We start from the raw sequence: 23,377 nt of genomic DNA, 5'->3' as shown, positions 1-23,377 counted from the left end.
AAACTGTTTGGACTTAAGTTACTAAAGGACAGACCAAAAAGTCAACGGTAAATCAGACGGCGGGCAACAGCGGCAGATCCCGCGCGAGACGCTCGTTCCACACGTCCGGGCCACCGAACAACTTCTCGTCGAGCTTGGCGCGCTTGTAATACAGGTGCAGGTCGTGTTCCCACGTGTAACCGATCGCGCCGTGCATCACGAGAGCACTGTCGGCTGCCTGCACCGCATTTCGCGGCACCTGCGCCTTGGCGACCGCGGCATGCATCGCGCGATCACCGAGACCGAGATCCACCGACGCCGCAGCGTAGTAGGCAATGGACCGGCCGGCCTCGACCGAAACGAGAATGCTTGCCGCAGCGTGCTTCACGGCCTGGAACGAGCCGATCGGCACGCCGAATTGCTGGCGTTGCTTGCTGTAGTCCACCGCGAGATGGAGCATGCGATCCATCGCACCGAGCGCATCCGCGGCCACGAGCACGGCCGCGCGGAGTCCGGCGTCCTCGAGGGCCGTCGCCGCCTCGACGTCGAGGCGCTGTCCGGCGACGCCGTCGAACAGGACATCCGCGGCAGCGCGGGACGGATCGAGGAAGCGCCGCGACTTCACCGTGACGCCAGGGGCGTCGACGCGCACAAGGTAGAGGGCAACCTTCCCGTCAGCGTCCACCGCCGGGACGACCAGAAGCTTTGCTCGTTCTGCACCGAGCACCACCGCGACACGACCGGTCAACGTGCCACTCGAGTCGGCGCGCACCGAGTCGGTCACACCGAACGGCCGGGTCGAATCGACGGCGACCGCCGCGAATCCCTCCCCCGACAGCACGTCGGTGGCAACATCGGCGGGCAGCAGGGGGGCCGCGAGGACGGACGCGGTCCAGGCACTCGACGGCGCGGCGTACCGGGCCAGCGCCTCGGCGGTCAACGCCAGTTCGAGTAATCCACCGCCCTGACCACCGATTTCCTCGGCGAGGCCGGCGGAAAACCAGCCCTCCTCGACAAATTTGTGCTCGAACTCGGCAGGATCGCCCGATTCGCCCCACTTGCGGACTTGTGCCGGAGCAGCGAACCGCTCGAGCCAGCCGTCGAGGGCTTCGGTGAACATTTCCTGCTCTTCTGACAGCTCCCAGCGCATAGAACTGGTCCTCCCGATGAGACGAAGAATAGGCTGCAATACGAACGCAGCGAGAACCCAATGGTATATTAGGTCTGACCGTTAGACCAGAGAGGGCGGGGAGCCATGCCAACAGCCGTGCCGAACACCACCCGGAACGGACGTTCCTCCATCCAGTTGACACCGATGGCGGTACCGAAGGCGTCGGACGTCCTCGCGAACGAGCTGCGCGAGCGCATTCTCAGCGGGGACTACGTCGAAGGCACACCGCTGCCGCCGGAGCGCGAACTCGTCGTCCAGACCAAGATGAGCCGCACCACCGTCCGCGAAGCCCTCCGCATCCTCGAGGTGCAAGGACTCGTGCGCATCAAGGCGGGACGAGCCGGAGGCGCCTTCGTTCAGCGGCCGGGCGAACAATCCATGGCGGACACGGTGGCTCTGCTCATCCGCGGCCGCCAGATCCGTCTCGCCGCACTGCTCGAGACCCGCGAGGCGATCGAGCCCTTCTGCGCCCAACTCGCCGCCCGCCATCGCACCGACGAGGATCTCGCTCGACTCGATGCCGCCAACGAGGATATCGCCGGCGCAGGCGACAGCCTCGATGCCTTCCTTCAGGCGAACATCGACTGGCACGTCGCTGTCGCGAGCGCCAGTCACAACGAACTGTTGTCGGGTCTGATGATCTCGCTGTCCCGCGCCATCTACGCCGCCACCGAGAACGAGGGCTTCATCGACGACAAGGTTCGCGAGATCACCGTCCGGGCCCACCGCTCGGTCACCAAGGCCATCCGGGACAAGGACGCCGATGCTGCCGTGCGGCGCATGAGCCGGCACGTCCACTCGTACGCCGAGTCGATCAAGGACTTCGAGGAGCGCACCGACATTCTGCTCGACGAATGAACATCGCTGCATAATTTCATCCAGTAGCGAGGAGGGCCCCACACCGTGTGCCGGTGTGGGGCCCTCGTCGCAGTCACGTCGCCGAACTGCCGGTCACCACGGCGCGGATCTCGTCCACGGCTTCCGGGTTCTCCGCACCCGACAAGTCACCGGGATCGGTACCCAGCGCGGCGGCGCGCACCGCGCGGCGCAGGATCTTCGCCGACCGGGTCTTCGGCAACCGCGATACGCGGTGTACCACACTGGGCGCGAAAGGTTTTCCGAGTTCGGCAGCCACACTGGCGATCAACTCGGCCGAGATGTCCGCCGTGTCACCGACCTCGTCCGCGCGAGGCACCCAGAACGCCCACACCGCCTCACCCTTCTTCGGGTCCGGGACGCCGACCGCGGCCGCCTCGGACACCGCCGGATGTGCGGTGAGCACCGCCTCGACCTCCGCGGGCGCAAGCCGCTTCCCGGCCACGTTCATCACGTCGTCCGAACGGCCCCGGATGTACCACTGGCCGTCGTCGTCGACGAGCGCATAGTCACCGTGCCGCCACATGCCGGGGAACGTCGACCAGTACGCCTCCAAATAGCGTTCCTCGTCCTTCCACACCCCGCGCGTCATCGATGGCCACGGCTGCCTGCAGACGAGTTCGCCCTGTTCGCCGCGCAGCGAGCGTCCCGCGTCGTCGACGACGTCGACGTCCATACCCAGCGAGGGCCCGCCCAGTGAACAGCTGTGGATCGGCTCCACCGGGTACGGCGCGAGGAACGACCCGCCGACCTCCGTGCCCCCGGAGAAGTTGATGACCGGTACGCGCCCACCGAAGACGTCCTTCGCCAGCCAGTCGTACGAGTCCGGGTCCCACGGCTCACCGGTCGACCCGATCGTGTGCACCGAGGACAGGTCGTACCGCGCCGCGACATCCGTCTCCCGTCCACGGAGGGTGCGGATCAGCGTCGGAGAGACGCCGAGCATCGTCACCCCATGCCGCTGCGCGAGCTGCCACAGCCGGTCCGTGTCCGGTACGTCCGGGGAGCCTTCGTAGAGAACGAGAGTTCCGCCGTTGGCGTGCGTGCCGACGATCGACAGCGGCCCCATGATCCAGCCCATGTCGGTGATCCAGCAGAAAGCGCCGCCAGGCTTCAGATCGAACGAGTACGCGACCTCGCTTGCCGTCTTCACGAGGAAACCGGCGTGGGTGTGGACGGCGCCCTTCGGCTTGCCGGTCGTGCCGGACGTGTAGGCCAGCGCGAACGGCTCACCTGCGTCCATCGCCTCGACCGGACCCGGGTCACCGCCGTTCCCGAGAAGCTTGGCCCAAGCAATGTCGCGGCCGGTGGAAGCTACAGGCGCACCGACGTTCTCGACCACGACGACCGATTTCACCGTCGGGCAGACGGCCAGGGCTTCGTCGAGCGCCGGCTTCATCGTGACGGTCTTGCGCCGCCGCACCGTTCCGTCCGCGACGATCACCACCTTCGCGTCCGCGTCCTGGATGCGGGACGCGATCGCGCTCGGCGCGAATCCGGAGAAGAGCGGCACGAGGACCGCACCGAGCCGCGCGACCGCGTACACCGAGACGACCGCCTCTGGAATCATCGGCAGGAACAGGGCGACGGCGTCGCCCTTGCCGACGCCGAGTTCGCGCAGGCCCGCGGCTGCCCGCTCGACGTCCGCTGCGAGCTCGCGGTACGACAGACTGCGGACGGTGCCGTCCTCTGCTTCGTGGGCCACGGCCACCCGATCGGCGGCGGCCGGGTCGGCCAGCCAACGCTCCAGACACGCGTCGACGACATTCGTCCTGCCGCCGACGAACCATTCCGGATGCTCGATCCCGCGGGAGGTATCGAGAACCTCGCGGTACGGCGACTGGAACGGCAGACCCAGATCTCGGACCACCGCGTCCCAGTACCACCGCACATCGGCGACGGAGCGGGCGCGGAGCTCGGCGAGGCCCGAAAGGCCGTGGGCGCGGGCGAGCCGCGTGACATTCGCATTCTCGACGTAGTCGTCGGTGGGGTGCCAGGTGTAGTCGGACACGGTCAGCTCCTCGGCATGTCGAGCATGCGCTCGGCGACGATGTTGCGCTGGATGAAGGTGGAACCGCCGGCGATGGCGGTGCCGCGTGCCTGATAGGCGAGCCGGAGCCACCGCGCGGCCTGCTGTGACTCCTCGTCCAGGCCGAATTGCCCGCCGGCCGGCTCGAGAGACAACCGGAAATCGGCGAGTTCCTCGACGAGGGGGCAGAAGAACAGCTTGCCGATAGAAGTGACAGGGCCGGGTGGGCCGTCGTTCGCCGCGAGTGTGATGACACGCTGACCGATGAGGTAGTGCATGAGGGCTCGGCCGTACAGGTCGGCGACTTTCTGCCGGATCACCGGATCCTCGCCGAGTGGGCGGCCCATGTCGTCGGTCATTCCCGCGATATCGGTGACGATGTCGTCGACGGCCCGTTTGGTGTTGACGCGGCCCGTCGCGATCGCCACCCGCTCGTAGGCGAGGGTGCCCATCGCGACCTTCCAGCCGCCGTCCACCTCCCCGACCACGAGGTCGTCGGGAATGAACACGTCGTCGAGGAACACCTCGTTGAATTCCGCCTCGCCGAGCATGTGCGCGAGCGGCCGCACCGTGATGCCCTCACTGTCCATCGGCACCAGGAAGAACGTGATGCCCTTGTGCCGCGGGCCGCCGCCGGTGCGGGCCAGCAGGATTGCGTGGGCCGCGATGTGCGCGCGACTGGTCCAGATCTTCTGTCCGTTGACCTTCCAGCCCCCGTCCACCTTCGTGGCCTTGGTGCGGAGCGAGGCGAGGTCCGATCCGGCGTCCGGCTCGGAGAACAGCTGGCACCAGATTTCCTCGCCGGTCAGGATGGGCCGGAGGAACCGTTCCTTCTGGGCGGGCGTCCCGAAATCGATGATGGTCGGGCCGGCGAAGTCCTCGCCGATGGTGTTGAGTCGCTCCGGCGCTCCCACCCGGTCCATTTCTTCGGTGAAGATGGCCTTGCGGATCGGGTCGGCGGCCTGACCGCCATATTCCTGCGGCCACGACATCCCGCCGTAGCCGGCGTCGAAGAGCAGTCGCTGCCATTGCTGCCAGAACGGCACCTTGTCGACCAAATCAACCGGTTCCGGCCATGGCAGCGTCGGGACAGCCTTCTCGGCCCACCCCCGGACTTCTGCACGGAATGCGGCCTCGTCTGGGGAATCAGCGAGCTCCATTACACCCTCCTCGAAAATTTCTGGCTCAATGATACTATAGGTCAGTCCAAAAAGGAGGACTCGATGACAGATTCACACCCCCCTGGCGTCGTCGACCGCGTCGAGTACGACATCGAACGCGGCAAGATTCGCGAGTTCACGCGCGCGACGTTCGTCACCGATCCCGTCCACACGGATCCGACCGCGGCGCGCGACGCCGGATTCGGCGATGTGCCCGCCACCCTCACACACACAGTTGTCGCCGGACACCAGCGCGACCAGCGCGCCTTCGTCGACGCACTGGGTTTGGCGCTCGAGCGCGTGGTGGTCGGCTCAGTCACGTGGACGTATCTGCGACCACTCACCGCGGGCGACCACGTGGTCGGCACCCGCCGCGTAGTCGACGATGTGCGGCGAGAAGGCAAGCGCGGCGGCACCATGCGCCTCGTGACCCTGGAGACCGAGTACGTCGACGCCAATGGCGAGCCCGTGGTGCGGCTCGAAGAGGTTTTGATCGAACGAGGAGAACAGCGATGAGGACACCGGCCAAGGTTCGTGTCGGCGACGCCCCCGACACCCGAGCGGTCGGCCCGGTAAGCCAGACGGACATCGTCCGGTTTGCCGGCGCTGGAGGCGATTTCAATCCGCTGCATCACGATCCCGAGTTCGTGGCCACGTCGGGGTTTCCGGGTGTCATCGCGATGGGTCAGATGCAGGCGGGCATCCTGGCAGGCTGGGTGTCCGACACGTTCGGCGTCGAGCACGTGCGCTCTCTCGGCGTGCGGTTCGTCGCCCCGGTCTTCCTCGGCGACACTCTGACCGTGGGCGGCACGGTGGCGGCGATCGTCGAGACGGACGTGGAGTTGCTTGCGACCATCGACCTCGTTGCGTCCGGGGACAAGGGCCCCGTCGTCACCGGGTCTGCGACCGTGGTGGTGGCGGCGACCTGACCCACCCTGTTCACACCGCCGAAAGGGGGCGAAGCCGATCGGCTTCGCCCCCTTTTCCGTTCGGTCAGACGACAGCCCGGGCCTCTCGGTCGGCCGCCATCTTCTCCGCGATCTGCGCGCGCAGCAGGTGCTTCTGGATCTTGCCCGTCGCCGTCGTCGGCAGTGCCTCGACGAGCTCCAGCCGCTCCGGAACCTTCTGGATGGCCACTCCCTGCTCGAGCAGGTAGGTCTTGATCTTCTCCAGAGTGATGTCGCCGTATCCCGGTGCGGGAACGAGGTAGAGGCATACGGCCTCGCCGAGCCGTTCGTCGGGCATCGCGACCGCAGCGACACCGCGCACCGCGGGATGCGCCGCCAGGAGATCCTCGACCTGACGGACGCTGATGTTCATTCCACCGCGGATCACGATGTCCTTGGTGCGGCCGGTGACGCGCACATAGCCGTCCTCGTCCATCCGGCCGAGGTCGCCGGAGCGGGAGTGGCCGTCCGGCGTGAAGAGCTTGGCTGTCTCCTCGTCGTTGTGCAGGTAGGCGAGCATGTGCATGGCGCCCTTGTACGCAATGTCGCCCTCCTCCCCGCGCGGAACCTCGTCACCGAGTTCGTCCACGATCTTCACCGACTGCATCGGCAGCGGACGGCCGTCCGAGGTGACCGACCGCTGGGGATCATCGTCGACGGTGCACATGGTGGTGGTGACGTTCTCGGAGCGGCCGTACAGGCTGAGCACCTGCAGATTCGGGAACTGGTCGGCGGCCTTGGTGACGAAGCTCCCGGGGATCGGGGAGCCGGCGGCGACCCACAGCCGCATGCTGCCGATGTCGTGGACTGCCGGGTCGTAGGCATCCATGAGCATTTGCAGGAACGTCGTGGCGCTCACCGCGACGGTGCATCCACGTTCCTTGATCTGCTCCATCCCACGAATCGGTTCCCACACCTCGATGAGATGCGACGCCGCGCCGTGAATGAGTGGGAGGATGATGCTCGTGACCAGTCCGGTGGTATGGGTGATCGGCGAGGGGCCGAACTGGACGTCGTCGGGCGTGTAGGCGAACCCCTTGGCCAGCAGACGCGACCCACAGGCCATCGTGTTGAACGTGTGGATGCAACCCTTGGGCCGGGACGTCGTGCCACTGCTGTAGACGATGACGAACGGCTCGTCGGGTCCGACACCGGGACCGAGTTCGGCAGTCGCCTCCTCCGGGCTAACATCCACCGACAGCGACTCGAACGACACTGATCCGTCCGGCAACTCGCCGTTACCGCGGACGACGGCGACATCTTCGAGCGAGTCGACGGCATCCAGGAGTTCGGTGTACATGCCGGCGTAGTCGAACTTCCTGAAATGCTGCGGCGTGATCGCCAGCCGGACCCCGGCATTATTCAAGATGTACTCGACGTCGGCGCGGCGGTAGATCGGCATGATCGGCACGAGAATGGCGCCCAGTCGAGACAACGCGACGGAGATGACAGCGAACTCGATCCAGTTCGGAACCTGCACCGACACACGGTCACCGGCGGTGATGCCGTGACGCCGGAGGCCCACCGCCACGCTCAGAGCCCTGTCGCGCAATTGCCGGAAGGTGATGCCTCCGCTGGTGTCGTCGGTGAGGAAGATGCGGTCGCCCCGCTCGGCGACCTGAGCCTCGAGCAGGTCGAAGAACGTGTCACGGTGCCACTGCCCGGTGGCATAGAACTCTCGGATCTGTTCGTCCGAGTAGCGATCGGTGACCGATGCGAACGCCATGGGAAGCCTTCCTCTGAGCGCAGATGTGTAGAGGGCGTAACACCCTGTGTTGGTCCTCACAATATAATGGTCGGACCGAAAATGCAACGGATTGCCGCTTCCGCTCTTATCGCATCGTCCATACAGGAGAACGCTTTTCGCGAAACGCAGTAACGCCCTCGGCGATATCCTCGGTCGTGAACGCGAGCGCAAGCTGGGATTGCAGCGCCGTGAGGGCGTCGGGCAGAGACATGTCGCGGGTGTTGTTGATCGCGTCCTTGCCGAGACGCATAAGGAGCGGCGACTTGCTCGCAAGCCGGCGCGCCCATTCCTGCACTGCGGTGTCGAATTCCCCGTCCGGAATGACCCGGTTGACGAGCCCCAATTCGAGCGCTTCCGCGGCGGTGATCGACTCGCCACACATCATCAGCTCGTTCGCCTTGAGCCGCCCGACATTCCGGTAGATCAAGGCGGAGATCATGAACGGGAAGACGCCGACATTGATCTCCGGGCATCCGAACGTGACCGACTCCTTGGCGAGCACGAAGTCGCACGCGAGCGCGAGACCGAACGCGCCGGCGAGCACGTCCCCTCCCGCCGCGCAGATGACCGGCTTCCCGAGGCCGCCGATGAGTTGATACAGCCGCGGGAAGCGATCCAGCCCGGCGAATTTGACGATTGTCGGCGTCTCGCTCGCGAACGCCTTGAGGTCGCCGCCCGCTGAGAAGATCTTCTCGTGCGACGAGGCCAGCACGACGACCCGCACGTCGTCGTCGTCCCGAGCGCGTTCGAACGCGGCGAGCAGCTCGTCGAGCAGGTCGTCGGACAGCGCGTTGCGGGTTTCGGGGCGATCGAGAGTGAGGACGGCGACATGCTCGTCGAGGTCGTATCGGACAGGCTGCCTCATCGTGCGAATCCTTCCACTTTGGTCGTACCATTCGACCCTAGTACTCGGTCACTACTGAAAACAAGAACCGGTGCGATTTTCCCGAAGTGGGTGACGAATTTGGACTGACCATATACATTGGTGAGGAGGCTCGCGGCGGCGATGAAACGCCCAGGTGACACCGATCTATACTGTGCTGCGTGTCACAGGGCGTGCGGCAGCGTCGTCGCCGTCCGTGCGGCAGCCGCGGCGCAAGGAGTAGTGAGTGGTCATTTCGACGAGTCCGTTCGAGCTTGCCCAGCAAGCAGTTGCCGAGTTGCATGAGCTACTGGGGAGCGAACCGAACCTCGTCCGCTTGGCGGACGGCGAGCCGGATCTGACAGTGATCCGCGCGTTCGCGGCCCGGAAACTGCGGGAAGGCCCCGAGTCAGCCGAGCTAGCTGTGCGCCTCGCGGAACTCGTGACACGACTCGACACCGCGAGCCGTGACGACATCGCTCGCCGGCTACACGTCCATACCGAGCAGTTCGAGGCGTTGCAGCAGGTGGTCCGCGCCATCGATGCCCGCGCCGACCACATCGCCCGGACAGTGACGCAGGAATTGTGCACGAGCCTGGGATACGGCAAGGCGATGTTCTCCGTGGTTCGCGGTTCCACCTGGTCTCCCATTGCGCTAGCGGTCAACCCCAGCCTGACCGAAGACTTCCACGAACTCGTCACGGCGATCGACGGCCGGGAGATCTCGCTGCGCGAGGCGCCCCGCGAAGCCGAACTGGTCCGCCGCCGTCGGCCGTATGCCGTAGACGGCGTGGACACCTACCGGCACACGTACCGCCCTCTTATCGACCTGTCACGTCCGGCGGGATACATTGCGGTCCCCATCGTCGTCGACTCACGCACGGTGGCAATGATTCACGTGGACCGCCAGAGCGACAGCCTGACCGACACCGATGTCCATATCGTCGGAGCGCTGGCAGGTGTCTGCGCGTCGGTGAGGGAACGCGCCGACCTGCGGCAACAAATCTCTGCGCGCAACGAGCACGTCGACGCCGAGATCCAACGCCTCACTCGCGCACTGCGACATCTCGAGCAGGCACCCGTCACGATGCCGGAACTGGGTACCAGCGAACCCCCCGCAGGCGCGCCGAGTACGGATGTCAATGCGCAAGCACCCGCCATCCCTCGCGCGCACACGCTGACGGCCCGCGAGCGTGAGGTGTTGACGCTGATGGCGACGGGCGCGACAAACGGCACCATCTCTCGGCGGCTGTGCATTTCCGACGGCACCGTCAAGTCCCATGTCCAGCGGATCTTCAAGAAACTCGGCGTCTCGACGCGAGCCGAGGTGGCAGCGCTGTGTGCCCATGCCAAGACGGGTGCCCATGCCAAGACGGTGAACGGTGGCTGACGTTCCCCGCTCCGCATCGCAACCCGGCGAGAACACTGCGGACGACGAACTCGATCGCGCCATCTCGGACATCCTCACCGAAATGCGCACAGCGAGTTCGGAGCACGCCGTCGAACTCGGCCGGCGTCTCGTCGACCTACTCGACCGCAGAAACACGCTCGCTTCGACGCGGACCGCCGAGATCGATGCCATCGCGAGGAGTATCGATCGCGCCGTGCACGCACTCGACGATGCCGCCTCGAGTGCGGAACTCATGCGGCGAGCGTGTGAACGCGTCGCCGAACTCTGCACCGCGGACAAGGTGGTCCTCTCCCGCCTCGATGGCGACCGGATCGTCCCCGTCACCTCGTTCAGTGCCGCCCCCGAGACAGCACCGTCGTTCCCCGCCGAGTTCGGTCTCCTGGCAGGCTCACCCGAAGAGCACGCCCTCGAGACGAACGCGGTCACGGTCGGCACCCACGTTCGCGCCGAGCTTCGAGAGGCGCTGGGCGTCAACGGATTCACCGTCGTCCCCGTCGTCGTCGACGGGATCGCTGCTGCGCTGCTCCACGTCGGTACATCACTCGACGGCGCGAGGCGCCACGCCCTGGGAGTGTTCGCCGAGGTGCTGGGCGGGTGTTTCGAGCGGGTCGGGCTCGAATCCCGCCGCGACCGCCAGGACGCCCTTCTCCGAGAAGGTGTCCAGCGGTGGACCGGCGACACGGACTTCGACGCGGTGACCACAGGTTCTCCCGACCTCGCGTCGGCCGGGACCGAGCAGGACGACGCCGATCGGCGACTGCTCGACCCGCTGACCGAACGCGAGGCGGACGTCGTGCGGCTGATTCTCACCGGCGCGTCGAACTCCACCATCGCCGCCGAACTGTTCATCACGGTCGATACGGTCAAGTCGCATGTGAAACACATCCTCCGCAAACTCGGCGCCACCAACCGCGCCGAATTGATCGCGAAGTATCAGTCCACCACCCGGTGACTCCGACGTCAGGCGTCCGAGGACGGGACGGTCACCGTGACGGTATCCACATCCGGCCTCAGCACGAGCTGGCACGCGAGGCGAGAACACGGCTGTACGCCGTCGAGGAACTCGAGCAGGTCTTGTTCCTCCAATGTCGGCTCCTCGAACGACCCGCAGGAGTTTTCATCGAGGTACACGTGACAGGTGGCGCACGAGCAGCTACCGCCGCATTCGGCGACGATGCCGGGAAGGTTGTTACGCACCGACCCGTCCATCACGCTCTGGCCTGCTGGAACGTCGACGGACGAGGTCGAGCCGTCGGGCAGCTGGTATACGACGGTGGGCATGGCAATCTCCTTCGGGGTGATCTGTGAACGTCTGCGCGGTCTCTCTCGCCGAGTGGGTTGCCGTCCCGGGATTCGGCCGCGTTCTGTACCAATTGTGTCGCGGGTCACTGAACCGCACATCACCACTTCGACGTATTACCCCCCTCCAGTGGGGTGAAGTTCCGCGGCACGAGACCGCCACCAACTGCGTGACTCAGCACACGTACCCCATTAGGTAGACAACTTTCCATCAATGGTGTGATGCCCCTCACTCTCGTGACTGACAGGCTGATGTCACTCCAGTCGGCGAGGGCGCCGCGACACCCGGCGCCGGAACTCACTGCACCACGAAGGGGAATTGATGAGCACCACAGAACAGGTCACGGAACTGATTCCGGACGCCGTCGCCCGTCAAATCGTTCTTCCCGAAGGACACCGGGACAACGACGCTTTGTTCGAGGCCTACCGCTGGTTGCGGGAGAACAATCCCCTCGGCCGCGCCGAGGTGGAGGGCTACGACCCCATCTGGCTGGTGAGCAAGCACGCCGACATCATGGAGATCGAGCGCCAGCCCGACATCTTCACCAGCGCTGGGGGTGAAGACAAGGGGTCCGTCAATCCGATACTGGCGAACCAGGCCGGTGACGCGTTCACCAAGAGCATCAACAACGGCAGCCTCCGCATCCTCGAGACCCTCACCTACCTCGATCCTCCGGAGCACACCGCGATCAAGGACATCGCGCTGGACTGGTTCCGGCCGACCAACCTCGCCAAGTGGGAAACGGTTATCCGCGACCTGGCCAAGGCCGCCGTCAGCAGGCTCCTGGAGACGGATGGGCGGATCGATTTCGTCAAGGACTTCGCACTCCACTACCCCCTGCACGTCATCATGAGCCTGTTCGGGGTACCCGAATCGGACGAGCCTCGGATGATGGCGCTTACGCAAGAATTCTTCGGCACCGCCGATCCCGACGCCGTCCGTGAGGATGTCGAACCGCTCACCCCGGACGCCGCCGCGAAGCAGTGGGTGGCCACAATTCAGGACTTCTACGCCTACTTCGAGCGACTGCTGGAGGACCGTCGAGCCAACCCGCGTGACGATCTCGCGACGATCATCTCGGTGGCGCGCAACGAGAGTGGCGAGTACTACCCCAACGAAGTGGCGTACGGCTACTTCATCGCGATCGCCACCGCGGGACACGACACCACGTCGAGCACCCTCGCCGGCGGCATGCTCGAACTCGGCCGCAACCCCGACCTGCTGGCAAAGGCGAAAGCGGACCTGGCGCTCGCTCCACACATCGTCAACGAATCGCTGCGCTGGGCATCGCCGGTCAAGCACTTCATGCGACAGGCAACCCAGGACTACACGCTCCGCGGTCGCGACATCAAGAAGGGCGACCGATTCATGCTTCTCTACCAGTCGGGCAACCGTGACGCCGACGTCATCCCGGATCCCGACCGCTTCGACCCGACCCGCCGGCCCAACAAGCACATCGCGTTCGGCTACGGCCCGCACATGTGCATCGGGCAGCACCTGGCGAAGCTGGAACTCAAGATCATGTTCGAGGAGTTGCTCCCCCACATCGAGTCGCTGGAGCTGGTGGACGACACCAAGATGATCCAGACCAACTTCGTCGGCGGACTCAAGAACATGCCCGTCCAGATCCAGTTCACCAGGTAGCCCAATGTCGCACCCAGCACCCACCGTGGTGATCGTCGGGGCCGGGCATGCCGGCGGCACCCTCGCCGGCATGCTGCGGCAACAGAAGTTCGACGGCCGCATCGTCCTGTGCGGCGACGAAACTCACCCGCCCTATCACCGCCCGCCACTGTCGAAGAAGTACGCCGACGACGAGTTCGTCCAGTGGCTCAAACCGGAAGCGTTCTACGCCGACAACGCGATCGAGACGCTGCTGGGAGACTCGGTGGTGGGTATCGACCGCGACGCCCGAACCGCGACGACGGCGTCCGGCACAGTACTCGAGTACACGACACTCGTCCTCGCGACAGGCGCCGCGCCGCGAACCTTGACGTTGCCGGGGAGCGATCTCGAGGGCGTGCTCAGTCTGCGCACGCTCGCCGACGCCACGCTGCTGCGCGACGCCGTGCACACCGGATCGGCACTCGCCATCATCGGCGGTGGTTACGTAGGGCTCGAAGTCGCAGCGTCGGCCCGGGCGCGCGGATGCGACGTCACGGTGATCGAACGGGAAGACAGGGTGCTGGCGCGGGTCGCCAGTCCCGAATTATCCAGCGTGCTCACCCAATTCCATCGAGACCGTGGAACTCGCATCATCACTGGCGCCGAGGTCCGCGAGATCTCAGGCACGGACGGACGGGTCGAGGGGGTCGCGCTGGGGGACGGAACCGAAATCCCCTGCGACATGGTTCTGGTGGGTGTCGGTGCGATCCCGAACGACGCGCTGGCCAGGGAATCGGGTATCGAATGCCTCGCGGGTATCGTCGTGGACGGTTCGGCACGCACCAGCGACCCGCACGTTCTTGCGATCGGGGACGTGACCTACCGACTGCACGACACCCTCGGCAAGATGGTGCGACTCGAAAGCATCCCCAGCGCAGTCGAACAGGCGAAGCAGGCGGCGGCGGTAATCATGGGTGGGCCCATGCCGCCGCACGAGGTACCGTGGTTCTGGTCGGACCAGTTCGACCTGAAAATGAAGATGGCAGGGATGGTCGGTCCCGACACGAGAGCTGTGCTGCGTGGCAACCCCTCCGAGTCCTCCTTCACCCTCTTCCATCTGAACACCGACGGCATTCCGGTCGCCGTCGAGACCGTCAATGCCGCAGCTGAATTCATGGCGGGCAAAAAATTCATCGGCAACCGCACCAAGATCGACCCCGCCGCGCTCGCAGATCCCGTTATTTCTTTGCGGGAAGCCGTTCTCTGAGCATTTCGATTTCGGCCGGTCTCACGTGCCGGCCTTCAAGACATGGAGTAATGACGATGGAAGCATTCGCAGCAGTCGCGAGAGAACCGCGCACCGAGTTCACCCTCGAGCCGATCACCATCGAAGGCCCTCGCGCCGGTGAGGTACTCGTGGAGATCGAGGCGGTCGGTATCTGTCACACCGACCTCGCCGCCCGCGACGGGGCCCTGCCGACCGCACTGCCCGCCGTCCTCGGACACGAAGGATGCGGCATCGTCAGGGAAGTCGGTGACGGTGTCACCAAAGTCGCCCCGGGTGATCGGGTCGCCATCACCTTCAACAGTTGCGGTACCTGTCCGTCCTGCACCACCGGGGCGCCCTCGTACTGCCACCAGTTCATGCACCTCGCCTACGACGGCGTCCGCGACGACGGCACCGGACCGATCACCACCACCGACGGCGAGTCCCTGACCGGCCTGTTCTTCGGCCAGTCCTCCTTCGCCACCCACAGCATCGCGTTCGAACGCAACGTCGTGAAGGTCCCGGGCGACGTCCCCGCCGAACTCCTCGCACCCCTGGGCTGCGGGATCCAAACCGGCGCAGGTGCGGTGATGCGCTCACTGAACTGCCGACCCGGATCGGCCGTGCTCGTCGCCGGCGCCGGTTCCGTCGGCCTCGCCGCCGTGATGGGCGCTGTCGTCCGCGGCTGCGCGACCATCATCGCCGTCGAACCGCACCAGTCGAGGCGTGATCTCGCCCTCGAACTCGGCGCCACCCACGTCATCGACCCCACCGCCGGGCCGGTCGCCGAGCAGGTCCGGGCCATCATCCCCGCCGGGGTGGACTATGCCATCGACACCTCCGGCATCCCCGCCGTGATCGAATCCCTCGTCGGCGCCATGACCTTCCACGGCAAGATCGGTCTCATCGGCGTGCCCGCCGACCCGGAGTCGTCGGTGCCGCTGAACATCATCAACTCCCTCGCCATGGGGCTGACCATCACCGGAATCATCGAGGGCGACAGCGTCCCCGACGACTTCATCCCCGAACTGGTCGAGCTGTACAAGGCGGGCAGATTCCCCCTCGACAAACTCGTCACCACTTTCCCCTTCGCGAAAATCAACGACGCGATCGACGCCCAGCACCGCGGCGAGGTCCTCAAACCCGTCCTCGTGCACCACTGACCACCCACTCCGAACCTCATTGACGAAGGACACCCAGATGACGATCGACTACCCCGATCTCTACATCCGCGGCGAATGGGCACGGCCGTCCGGCGATGCGACCATCTCGGTCATCTCCCCGACCACCGAGCAGCAGATCGGCTCCGTGCCGGAGGGCACCGACACCGACATCGACGACGCCGTCGAGGCCGCCCGCACCGCTCTCACCGACTGGGGGTCCCGGACCGCGGCCCAGCGCGCCGAGGTCCTCGGCCGCTTCGCCGACGAACTCGAATCCCGCGCCGAAGACACCGCGACCCGGGTGAGCAGCCAGAACGGCATGCCCATCACCCTCGCCCGGCAGTTCGAGGGCGGCTTCCCGCCCGTCCTGCTCCGCTATTACGCCGAGATGGCGGCGAAGCAGGAAGACGAGATCCGGCCCGGCATGCTCGGCGGCTCCACCCTCGTCACCCGCTCCCCGATCGGCGTCGTCGGCGCCATCGTCCCGTGGAACGTGCCGCAGGCCATCACGTTCCTCAAACTCGCCCCCGCCCTCGCCGCCGGGTGCACCGTCGTCCTCAAGCCCTCCCCCGAGACGGTGCTCGACGCGTTCCTCATGGCCGAGGCCGCCATCGCCGCCGGACTTCCCGCCGGGGTACTCAATATCGTTCCCGGCGGCCGAGAACTCGGCGCCTACCTCGTCGCTCACCCCGGCATCGACAAGGTGTCCTTCACCGGCTCCACCGCCGCCGGCCGCGCCATCGGCCGCACCTGCGGCGAACTACTCCGCCCCGTCACCCTCGAACTCGGCGGCAAATCCGCTGCCGTCATTCTGGACGACGCCGACCTCGCCGCCAACCTCGAATCCTTCTATGCAGCAACACTTCTCAACAACGGACAGATCTGCTGGCTCGGCACCCGCGTCCTCGCACCGCGCTCCCGCTACACCGAGATCGTCGACACCATCACCGACCTCGCCAGAGTCATCTCGGTCGGCGACCCCCTCTCCGACACCACCCAGATGGGACCACTCGTCTCCGCCCGACAACGCCACCGCGTCGAAAGCTACATCGACAAGGGCCGCGCCGACGGCGGACGCGTCACCACCGGCGGCCGCCGACCCGACAAACTCGACCACGGCTGGTTCGTCGAACCCACCGTCTTCGCCGACGTCGACACGGGCCACACCATCGCCCAGGAAGAAATCTTCGGCCCCGTCCTGTCCGTCATCCCCTACACCGACGAGACCGAAGCCATCACCATCGCCAACCACTCCGACTACGGACTCGGCGGCTCCGTCTGGACCGCCGACCCCGAACGCGGCGCCCAATTCGCCCGCCACATCGCCACCGGAACCGTCGGCATCAACGGCTACACCAACGACCCCACCGCCCCCTTCGGTGGCATCAAGAACAGCGGCCTCGGCCGCGAACTCGGACCCGAAGGCCTCGCGAGCTACCAGCAGCTCAAGAGCATCTACCTCGACGTGAGATGACCCGGTCGGGTGCGGCCGTGCGAGGAATCGCATGGCCGCACCGGCTTTCCAGGCAGTGGGCACCGGAGACGCCGAGACCATAGAAGAGCTCGCCATGCTCGATTCCGCCGTGAAGTGGGCACGCTTTGGGGGCGGGGGCGAACATATCATGCCCGAGTTCAGCTTCGTCCCTGCCGTGTTCACGGCCAGACCGTCCTTCTCATTGGGGGGCGCGGCGATTTGGGATCTCAGACTTGCCATGGAACGCAGCTCCATCATGACGGTGCTCCCGCCCGCGGATACCACGGCAGCGACAAGACGGTCCGCCGGTTCCTGCAACCGCGGCGGGATGCAGTGGGTTCGGCCGACACCACCGGACGCGCGGAGTGTCCGGCAGGTTATTTCGGCATAATCGGCAGTTTCAAAGTCCTATCGCCGCTGGCGGTGGTCGCTTCGAACCATGTCCCTGACTCGAGATACGAGGTCACCGAGTGCCGCATCGGCGGGGTCGTAGATTAATGACGACGTGGACTCGGGTTCGGTGGGTGCTGATGTGGACAGGCTGCCGTCGGGGTGGAGGTGACCGGAGTGACCTTCAGGACACGCAGTGACGCGGAGAAGGTTGCCATCGCCCAAGCCCTTCGGCAGGAAAAGCTTGGTCGATTACCACTGTCGCGGCCGCTCCTCCGGGCGCAATGTGGCTCTCCCGCTCAAGCTGCCGTGACCGCGTCTGCCTTCCGAGCCGGCGCGCCATCCGGCTCGGGCGTAGCAAACGGCCGAGGAAGAAACTTACTCGCGCCGTTTACCGCCAGAGTGCACAGCGTCATGGTGAGCAGGGTTGCTGCCCAAACTATTCCGCTAGAGAATTCGGACTCCTCGAGATGTAGCGCGATGATGATCGGTGCGCCGAGGCCGAAGTTCGCACCGAACATTGTGACGGGGAAGACCGCTAAGAGGCCGATGAGGCCCCACGCAGTGGACACCCGCCGCCAGAGCTGCACCGCCAGTACAGTAAACAGCACAACCTGGGTTCCCTCGAGTACACCGATGACCAACGGATAGTTCCAGATCCGCAATTCGTACGGGCCGTAATAGGTATAGACATTCGTACCGGTACCGATGATCTCGAATACGCACGAGGTGATGATCTCGGCAACCCAGATGAGGAAAAGGTGCTTGCGTCGCAGGCTCCCCTCGTACATGCGGCGGCCCGCGTAGAGGCAGGCGCTCGCGTACAAGATGATGTAGCCGCTATGCGACCAGTTCGGCTGAACGACGCCGAACGCAGTGAAGTGGGAATACATCGCTCCCGGCTCTCCGTTGTGGACGTCGTAGAACCAGAGGTCAAACGCTACATCGTAGAGCGGTTCAGCGAAGGCCGCGATACCGGCCGCCAGACACGCCAGCAGATAAAAGGGAGTCCGCTGCCGGACGCACATTCGGAAGGCAATGGCCAGCATAATGGCGACTATGACCCAACTCAGCCAGGTGAAAATACTCTGCCAGAGCATGTCGAGTTCATGCTGCATGACCTCGGATGGCATGCGCCCCATAGCTACTCCTAGTCCAACATCTTTGCACGAACCGCCAATCCGCGGCTGGTAAGCCAACGGCCCCTCGAGGGTAGGTGCACAACGCGATGTCACACATCTCCCCAGGGGGGTAGGGAATCGCACTTTGGGGGTAGGCGTCGGCCGCAGGGGAAAGGACCAATGCCGGGGTGACCTCGCCGGGAGGAGCGAGTATCGAGGATCGAGGGACGAATAGTCTCGCGAGCGGTTTTCAAGTCGAGCAGTCCAGAGTTAGAGTCAACCACATGAGTGATAAGCGAATTCGTATTCGTATGGGCGACAGCGGTGTAGCGATTGTCACGATGGTCCGTGCCGACAAGCACAATGCGTTGGACAAGGCTATGTTCGAAGGGTTGCTCGAGGCCGCAGATCGCCTCGCTACAGATCGCACGGTGAGAGCGGTTGTGCTTCATGGCGAGGGGCGCAGCTTTTGTTCGGGTTTGGATATTTCGAGTTTTCTTGCTGATTCAGCGGGGGGCATCGACGCCCTGTTCGTCCGGGAGGACGGCCGGCTTGCCAATTTCGCCCAGCGGGCGGCGTATGACTGGTCCAGAGTTCCTGTGCCGGTGATCGCAGCGATCACAGGAAATTGCTTCGGTGGCGGTTTGCAGATCGCGCTCGGTGCCGACATCCGAATCGCTGCGCCCGACGCCCGGTTGTCCCTCATGGAGGTCAAGTGGGGACTGGTGCCGGACATGGCTATCACTCAGTCCCTACCTGGTGTTATGCGCGTCGATGTGGCGAAGGAACTAACTTTCACCGGACGTATCGTTTCGGGTCTGGAGGCGAGATCGTTAGGGTTGGTTACTCGCACGGCGGATGACCCGCTCACTGCAGCACTCGAATTGGCGGATGACATCGCCGAGAAGTCGCCGGATGCGATCCGGGCGGCAAAGCGACTCTACGATGAGACCTGGAGTGGCGGCGACACAGCGGGTGCGCTGGCCCTGGAGTCCAGGCTTCAATTGGGACTTCTGGGTACACCAAACCAGGTCGCCGCTGTCGCTGCGGGCGTCTCCGGGCGCGCCGCCTCGTTCATCGATCCGGAATGAATCACGTTCTATTGAAGCGTACTCCGCGCTTCGGGTGCACTGGAGGATCCCCGATCTAGCCGTCCACCCGATAGCCCACCGCGTTCAGTGCAATGGCGCCGTATTTCTGGGCGACGGCGTGGTGTTCGGGCGGACACTCGACGTACCAGCCGGCAACGGCATCACACATGTCGAGCAATGCCCTAGTGATGAGCACGGGATCCGCGACAGTGAATACCCCGCGCCTGCGCCCCTCTCGTACGATCCCGAGGAGCAGACGTTCGATCCCCGTTCGCACACGCTCGAAGCGGTCGCGATTCGGTGCGCTGAGAAACCGAATATCCGGCTTCAATGCCACCATCCGGGGGTTGGTGAGAGTTCCGAGGAGTATCGATTCGACCACATAGGTCAGTCGGACCTCCGGCTTGCCCCCGCCATCGTCCCGCGCGGCGTACGCGCGGGCGAGGACATCTTTGGTCGCACACTCGAGCAGTGCGGTAAAGATGCCTTCCTTGTTCCCGTGATGGTAGTACAGCGTGGGCATCGTCACGCCTGCGCGTTGAGAAATCTCCCGCACCGTCGTTCCGCGAAACCCGTTTTCGTAGAAGGCGTCCAGGGCTCCGTGGAGAATGGGTGACAATGCTGGTTGCGCCGCATATCGCCAATCCGGTTCGTCGAGCACCGCTGTTGCCTCGTCGACTACTGCTGACGGTACTCGGCGCCGTGAAGCCATTGGTCCTGCCTGGGTCGGTCGTCTGTCGATGTGGGTTCGCAGTTTTACAATGGAGGGAGGTGGCCTCTAAGGAGTAGCCATGCAATCGCGGTGACGAGGTTCTGGATCGGGTCTACCAGGTCGATGATCATGTGATCTCTCTTCTTCGTGAGTTTATCGGGGTTGGTCGGAGCTAGTCGACCGCGTACATCTCGTCCGTGATGACGGCCGGAAATTCTTCTGTGATCGAGGTTGATTCGAAGCTTTCCTGGATCGCGAGCTGGGCGCTGAAGGGCAGAGTGTCCATGATCTCGCGCACCCTTTCTTGCCTGCGGGCGACGGCTTGGCGGAATGGCATGCCGGGGGTGGCCTTCATCTGCGGGACGATGCCCTCGACGTCGTCGACACCGCCGGCGTGGTGACCCGCGTCGACCATGGCCTGCTCCGCGGCCATCTGTGCGTCGTCCTTCTCCTCGGACATGCCGATCGGGCCGATCATGGTGCCGTTGAGGAACTGCTTGACCACCGGCTCCTCGCTCGTGAGCAGCACCTCGCGGGGTCCGAACATCACCAGTTGGCGGCGGAAGAGCATGCCGATGTTGTCCGGCACCGTGCGGGCGAGGTTGATGTTGTGCGAGACGATCAGGATCGTCGCATCGATCTCGGCGTTGATATCGATCAACGTCTGGGAGATGTAGGTGGTGCGGACCGGGTCCAGGCCGGAGTCGGGCTCGTCGACAAGGATGATCTGCGGGTCCAGCACAAGGGCCCGGGCCAGGCCGGCGCGCTTGCGCATGCCTCCGGAGATTTCGCCGGGCAGTTTTGTCTCGGCGCCGATCAGTCCGGTCAGCTCGAGCTTTTCCATCACGATCGCGCGGATCTCGGACTCACTCTTCTTGGTGTGCTCGCGCAGCGGGAAGGCCACATTGTCGTAGAGGTTCATCGACCCGAACAGGGCGCCGTCCTGGAACAGCACGCCGAACAGCTTCCGGATCTCGTAGAGCTCCTTGGTCGAGCACTCCAGGATGTCGGTACCGTCGATCACGATCGATCCTTGCTCCGGGCGGAGCAGACCGATCAGCGACTTCAGGAACACCGACTTACCGGTTCCCGACGGGCCGAGCAACGCGCTGACCTCGCCGGGCGGAAGCGTCAGCGACACGTCCTGCCAAATCTTCTGCGAGCCGAAGGACTTCGTCAGATTGGTGACCGCTACCTCGACACCCATTGTTTTTCCTCACTCTCACGGCCTAGGGATTGGTGCTACGCAGCGGTGGCCACTATCCGCTGCAGTGTTTGTCAGAACAACGGCTCGAATCGGCTGATCAACCAGGTCTCGTCGACGCGGGTGAGTCCGATCCGAATTGCATTCTGTGACTGCGTCGTTTCGGGACTGCTTGCCGTCGTGGTGCTCTGATTGATGTAGACGAGAACCGATGCTTGGTCTGCGGACACCGATTCGACCGCAGAGCCTGCTGCGGACGCCTGCATCGTTACCTGCTTGTCTCTTGCCGTTGGCGCGACCACATCCTTCGCCAGCTTTGTGTATGTTTCGAGGAAGTCGCCGGTCAGCACGCCCCTTGCGGCGTCCAGATCCTGATCGACGGTGTCGGGCTTGTACGACAACAGCGCTACAGCGCCGTCGGAAGCAACCCGCGTCACGGATCCGTGCGCTGCCACGACTTCCTGGTCACCGGCGCGTTGGACGAAGAATTGGACCAGGACGAGGACGAGGAGTGCACCGAGCGGGATCATCGCTGCGGCCGTCAAGCCGAGTCGGCGCCCACGGCCGGCTGGTCCCCCGGTATCGGACGTCCTGACCACTGATCTGGCGATGTTGTCGGCGAATGTGCGCCGCTGTCCCCGTTGGAGTGGCCAGAACCGTCCGATCAGGAACAAGATCCCGTCGACGGGCAGGCACGCTACCCGGATCGTTGCACGGACGATGCCGATCGGAGCTCCCGTAGTGACGGATACGGTGCGGAGGCCCTCGAGGTACTTGCCGGCAGTTCGCCCGGTGCGTCCCTGGCAGATGACGCTGTTGGCGACGATGAAGAGCCCGGACACGGCCACGATGCCCCAACACAGGACGGCCCATACCTGCCCCGCCAGAATGTGGGACAGCACCCCAGCAGTTGCCGCCGCGGCGAGGGCCGGGCACATGTCGACTGCCAGTGCCCGGGCGCGGCGCACAAGAGATGCCCCCTGCTCCCCCGCGCTGCCGCGGTTGGGTTCCGCGTTCTCTTCTTTCACCTGGGTATCGATGTTCAGTGTCGTCATTGGACGAATCCCACTTTCGACAATTTGAGTTGCCCGTCGACCTCGACAACGTCCACGCGCAGTTGGTACTCCTGTGGCTCGATCGTCGCTGTCATACCGGGATCACTGCCCGACGGCTGGGCCTGATCTTCAGCCGCTCCAGTGGCAGGGTCGGCGGAACCGGACCCGGCGAGCGGTATGTTGCCGTCCGCCGAAGCGGCCACCAGGACAGTGGTGCTGCCGTCGTCATTTCGTCGCTCGATGCCGCTTTCGACGGCGTGGCCGACGGTGACGTTGCCCGCTGCTTTCATGGTGTCGAGGACGGTCTGTTTGCGAGCATCGAAGTCGTCGTGCCACTGGCCGGCCGCGTTGTCGAGGATGCGTCGCACGTAGGCGTCGGGATCATCTTTGCTCGTCGAAATTAGCTCCACCACTGCGCCTTCGGCAGAATGCATCAGGGCCTGGTCCGCCGAATCGTGTTGTTCGACCGCACGGTGATCCCACCATGCCTTGACCCCGGAGGCGGATCCGGCGAGGGAGGTCACAACGAGGAACGCGACTGCGGCGCGGTAGGTCGTTGTACCCCGGCGCCCTCGCAACGCACCACTCCGGCGTGCCGGACGCTGCGGCTGCTCGTGGGCAGCCGGGTCCGGGGAATCGTCCCGCAGACGTGGTTCTGCCGCTTTCGCGGCGCGCTCGGCGGCAGCAAGTGCGGCCTCCGCGGCCGCGCGGGCTTCGATTGCGCGAGCGCGCAGGGTCGTGGTGTCGTCGTCGACCCGCGATCGTGACGTGTTGGTGGATGTCTTCGTCATCCCAGCCTCCTTGGACGTTTCA

Annotated in this window: 21 protein-coding genes; 10 read left to right on the top strand and 11 right to left on the bottom strand. The window is 65.0% G+C overall.

Annotated elements, in window-relative coordinates:
- Positions 1–52: 52 nt before the first annotated feature.
- Positions 53–1,129: an acyl-CoA dehydrogenase gene (locus tag R4P95_RS13550; RefSeq protein ID WP_317744209.1), complete on the bottom strand. Its 1,077-nt coding sequence runs from the start codon at positions 1,127–1,129 to the stop codon at positions 53–55.
- Between the two features lie 117 nt (positions 1,130–1,246).
- Here R4P95_RS13550 and R4P95_RS13545 point away from each other — a divergent pair, with 117 nt between their 5' ends.
- Positions 1,247–2,008: a FadR/GntR family transcriptional regulator gene (locus R4P95_RS13545; RefSeq protein ID WP_213577602.1), complete on the top strand. Its 762-nt coding sequence runs from the start codon at positions 1,247–1,249 to the stop codon at positions 2,006–2,008.
- A 73-nt stretch (positions 2,009–2,081) separates the two neighbouring features.
- Here the strand turns inward: R4P95_RS13545 and R4P95_RS13540 are convergent, their stop codons facing one another.
- Positions 2,082–4,037, bottom strand: a complete 1,956-nt coding sequence (locus tag R4P95_RS13540) for an AMP-binding protein (RefSeq protein WP_213575987.1) — start codon at positions 4,035–4,037, stop codon at positions 2,082–2,084.
- A gap of 2 nt (positions 4,038–4,039) precedes the next feature.
- The gene (locus tag R4P95_RS13535; protein WP_317744210.1) at positions 4,040–5,215 is read right to left on the bottom strand and encodes an acyl-CoA dehydrogenase family protein; all 1,176 of its coding nucleotides are present in this window, start codon (positions 5,213–5,215) and stop codon (positions 4,040–4,042) included.
- A 63-nt stretch (positions 5,216–5,278) separates the two neighbouring features.
- On the opposite strand from R4P95_RS13535, the gene R4P95_RS13530 reads away from it, so the two are divergent.
- On the top strand, positions 5,279–5,731 hold the full coding sequence (locus R4P95_RS13530; protein WP_317744211.1) for a MaoC family dehydratase N-terminal domain-containing protein: 453 nt from the start codon (positions 5,279–5,281) through the stop codon (positions 5,729–5,731).
- Positions 5,728–6,144: a MaoC family dehydratase gene (locus tag R4P95_RS13525; protein ID WP_317744212.1), complete on the top strand. Its 417-nt coding sequence runs from the start codon at positions 5,728–5,730 to the stop codon at positions 6,142–6,144. The genes R4P95_RS13530 and R4P95_RS13525 overlap by 4 nt, the downstream gene beginning before the upstream one ends.
- Before the next feature lie 64 nt (positions 6,145–6,208).
- On the opposite strand, the gene R4P95_RS13520 is transcribed toward R4P95_RS13525, so the two are convergent.
- Positions 6,209–7,888: an AMP-binding protein gene (locus R4P95_RS13520; RefSeq protein ID WP_317744213.1), complete on the bottom strand. Its 1,680-nt coding sequence runs from the start codon at positions 7,886–7,888 to the stop codon at positions 6,209–6,211.
- Positions 7,889–7,994: 106 nt separating this feature from the next.
- Positions 7,995–8,774 (bottom strand): enoyl-CoA hydratase/isomerase family protein, encoded by a 780-nt coding sequence (locus tag R4P95_RS13515; RefSeq protein ID WP_317744214.1) that lies wholly within the window; start codon positions 8,772–8,774, stop codon positions 7,995–7,997.
- Between the two features lie 244 nt (positions 8,775–9,018).
- Between R4P95_RS13515 and R4P95_RS13510 the strand changes: the two genes are divergently transcribed.
- Together R4P95_RS13510 and R4P95_RS13505 are read left to right on the top strand one after the other, a co-directional pair.
- Entirely contained in the window at positions 9,019–10,161 is a 1,143-nt protein-coding gene (locus R4P95_RS13510) for a LuxR C-terminal-related transcriptional regulator (RefSeq protein WP_317744215.1), read from the top strand.
- Complete coding sequence (locus R4P95_RS13505; RefSeq protein WP_397517678.1) at positions 10,154–11,134, top strand: response regulator transcription factor; 981 nt, start codon at positions 10,154–10,156, stop codon at positions 11,132–11,134. Before R4P95_RS13510 ends, R4P95_RS13505 begins: the two co-directional genes overlap by 8 nt.
- Before the next feature lie 8 nt (positions 11,135–11,142).
- Here the strand turns inward: R4P95_RS13505 and R4P95_RS13500 are convergent, their stop codons facing one another.
- Entirely contained in the window at positions 11,143–11,463 is a 321-nt protein-coding gene (locus tag R4P95_RS13500; RefSeq protein ID WP_213575980.1) for a 2Fe-2S iron-sulfur cluster-binding protein, read from the bottom strand.
- A 340-nt stretch (positions 11,464–11,803) separates the two neighbouring features.
- Here R4P95_RS13500 and R4P95_RS13495 point away from each other — a divergent pair, with 340 nt between their 5' ends.
- The 4 genes from R4P95_RS13495 to R4P95_RS13480 are packed head-to-tail and all read left to right on the top strand — an operon-like array spanning position 11,804 to position 16,991.
- The gene (locus tag R4P95_RS13495) at positions 11,804–13,126 is read left to right on the top strand and encodes a cytochrome P450 (protein ID WP_317744216.1); all 1,323 of its coding nucleotides are present in this window, start codon (positions 11,804–11,806) and stop codon (positions 13,124–13,126) included.
- A gap of 4 nt (positions 13,127–13,130) precedes the next feature.
- Positions 13,131–14,354: an NAD(P)/FAD-dependent oxidoreductase gene (locus R4P95_RS13490; RefSeq protein ID WP_317744217.1), complete on the top strand. Its 1,224-nt coding sequence runs from the start codon at positions 13,131–13,133 to the stop codon at positions 14,352–14,354.
- A 56-nt stretch (positions 14,355–14,410) separates the two neighbouring features.
- Positions 14,411–15,517 (top strand): NAD(P)-dependent alcohol dehydrogenase, encoded by a 1,107-nt coding sequence (locus R4P95_RS13485; RefSeq protein ID WP_213577598.1) that lies wholly within the window; start codon positions 14,411–14,413, stop codon positions 15,515–15,517.
- A gap of 37 nt (positions 15,518–15,554) precedes the next feature.
- The gene (locus R4P95_RS13480) at positions 15,555–16,991 is read left to right on the top strand and encodes an aldehyde dehydrogenase (RefSeq protein WP_317744218.1); all 1,437 of its coding nucleotides are present in this window, start codon (positions 15,555–15,557) and stop codon (positions 16,989–16,991) included.
- A gap of 689 nt (positions 16,992–17,680) precedes the next feature.
- On the opposite strand, the gene R4P95_RS13475 is transcribed toward R4P95_RS13480, so the two are convergent.
- Positions 17,681–18,523 (bottom strand): hypothetical protein, encoded by an 843-nt coding sequence (locus R4P95_RS13475; protein ID WP_317744219.1) that lies wholly within the window; start codon positions 18,521–18,523, stop codon positions 17,681–17,683.
- 263 nt (positions 18,524–18,786) lie between these two features.
- Here R4P95_RS13475 and R4P95_RS13470 point away from each other — a divergent pair, with 263 nt between their 5' ends.
- Entirely contained in the window at positions 18,787–19,593 is an 807-nt protein-coding gene (locus R4P95_RS13470; protein ID WP_317744220.1) for a crotonase/enoyl-CoA hydratase family protein, read from the top strand.
- A 55-nt stretch (positions 19,594–19,648) separates the two neighbouring features.
- Here the strand turns inward: R4P95_RS13470 and R4P95_RS13465 are convergent, their stop codons facing one another.
- The 4 genes from R4P95_RS13465 to R4P95_RS13450 form a co-directional block, all read right to left on the bottom strand.
- A complete protein-coding gene (locus R4P95_RS13465; protein WP_317744221.1) occupies positions 19,649–20,305 on the bottom strand; it encodes a TetR/AcrR family transcriptional regulator in 657 nt (218 codons plus the stop codon).
- A gap of 172 nt (positions 20,306–20,477) precedes the next feature.
- Positions 20,478–21,512 carry an ABC transporter ATP-binding protein gene (locus R4P95_RS13460; RefSeq protein ID WP_213575974.1) on the bottom strand — a complete coding sequence of 345 codons (1,035 nt, stop codon included), beginning with the start codon at positions 21,510–21,512 and terminating at the stop codon, positions 20,478–20,480.
- Between the two features lie 71 nt (positions 21,513–21,583).
- Positions 21,584–22,564, bottom strand: a complete 981-nt coding sequence (locus R4P95_RS13455) for an RDD family protein (protein WP_317744222.1) — start codon at positions 22,562–22,564, stop codon at positions 21,584–21,586.
- The gene (locus tag R4P95_RS13450) at positions 22,561–23,355 is read right to left on the bottom strand and encodes a hypothetical protein (protein WP_317744223.1); all 795 of its coding nucleotides are present in this window, start codon (positions 23,353–23,355) and stop codon (positions 22,561–22,563) included. Before R4P95_RS13450 ends, R4P95_RS13455 begins: the two co-directional genes overlap by 4 nt.
- Positions 23,356–23,377 lie beyond the last annotated feature (22 nt).

This window comes from Rhodococcus sp. IEGM 27 (assembly GCF_033142305.1).
In the GTDB taxonomy this organism is placed as follows: Bacteria; Actinomycetota; Actinomycetes; order Mycobacteriales; family Mycobacteriaceae; genus Rhodococcus_F; species Rhodococcus_F oxybenzonivorans.
This window is presented reverse-complemented; position numbering and strand designations above follow the sequence as displayed.

Coding starts and splice junctions, on each gene's coding strand:
- R4P95_RS13550 (WP_317744209.1), bottom strand. CDS start 1,129: ATGCGCTGGGAGCTGTCAGAAGAGCAGGAAATGTTCACCGAAGCCCTC.
- R4P95_RS13535 (WP_317744210.1), bottom strand. CDS start 5,215: ATGGAGCTCGCTGATTCCCCAGACGAGGCCGCATTCCGTGCAGAAGTC.
- R4P95_RS13530 (WP_317744211.1), top strand. CDS start 5,279: ATGACAGATTCACACCCCCCTGGCGTCGTCGACCGCGTCGAGTACGAC.
- R4P95_RS13525 (WP_317744212.1), top strand. CDS start 5,728: ATGAGGACACCGGCCAAGGTTCGTGTCGGCGACGCCCCCGACACCCGA.
- R4P95_RS13520 (WP_317744213.1), bottom strand. CDS start 7,888: ATGGCGTTCGCATCGGTCACCGATCGCTACTCGGACGAACAGATCCGA.
- R4P95_RS13515 (WP_317744214.1), bottom strand. CDS start 8,774: ATGAGGCAGCCTGTCCGATACGACCTCGACGAGCATGTCGCCGTCCTC.
- R4P95_RS13500 (WP_213575980.1), bottom strand. CDS start 11,463: ATGCCCACCGTCGTATACCAGCTGCCCGACGGCTCGACCTCGTCCGTC.
- R4P95_RS13495 (WP_317744216.1), top strand. CDS start 11,804: ATGAGCACCACAGAACAGGTCACGGAACTGATTCCGGACGCCGTCGCC.
- R4P95_RS13490 (WP_317744217.1), top strand. CDS start 13,131: ATGTCGCACCCAGCACCCACCGTGGTGATCGTCGGGGCCGGGCATGCC.
- R4P95_RS13485 (WP_213577598.1), top strand. CDS start 14,411: ATGGAAGCATTCGCAGCAGTCGCGAGAGAACCGCGCACCGAGTTCACC.
- R4P95_RS13480 (WP_317744218.1), top strand. CDS start 15,555: ATGACGATCGACTACCCCGATCTCTACATCCGCGGCGAATGGGCACGG.
- R4P95_RS13475 (WP_317744219.1), bottom strand. CDS start 18,523: ATGGGGCGCATGCCATCCGAGGTCATGCAGCATGAACTCGACATGCTC.
- R4P95_RS13470 (WP_317744220.1), top strand. CDS start 18,787: ATGAGTGATAAGCGAATTCGTATTCGTATGGGCGACAGCGGTGTAGCG.
- R4P95_RS13465 (WP_317744221.1), bottom strand. CDS start 20,305: ATGGCTTCACGGCGCCGAGTACCGTCAGCAGTAGTCGACGAGGCAACA.
- R4P95_RS13460 (WP_213575974.1), bottom strand. CDS start 21,512: ATGGGTGTCGAGGTAGCGGTCACCAATCTGACGAAGTCCTTCGGCTCG.
- R4P95_RS13455 (WP_317744222.1), bottom strand. CDS start 22,564: ATGACGACACTGAACATCGATACCCAGGTGAAAGAAGAGAACGCGGAA.
- R4P95_RS13450 (WP_317744223.1), bottom strand. CDS start 23,355: ATGACGAAGACATCCACCAACACGTCACGATCGCGGGTCGACGACGAC.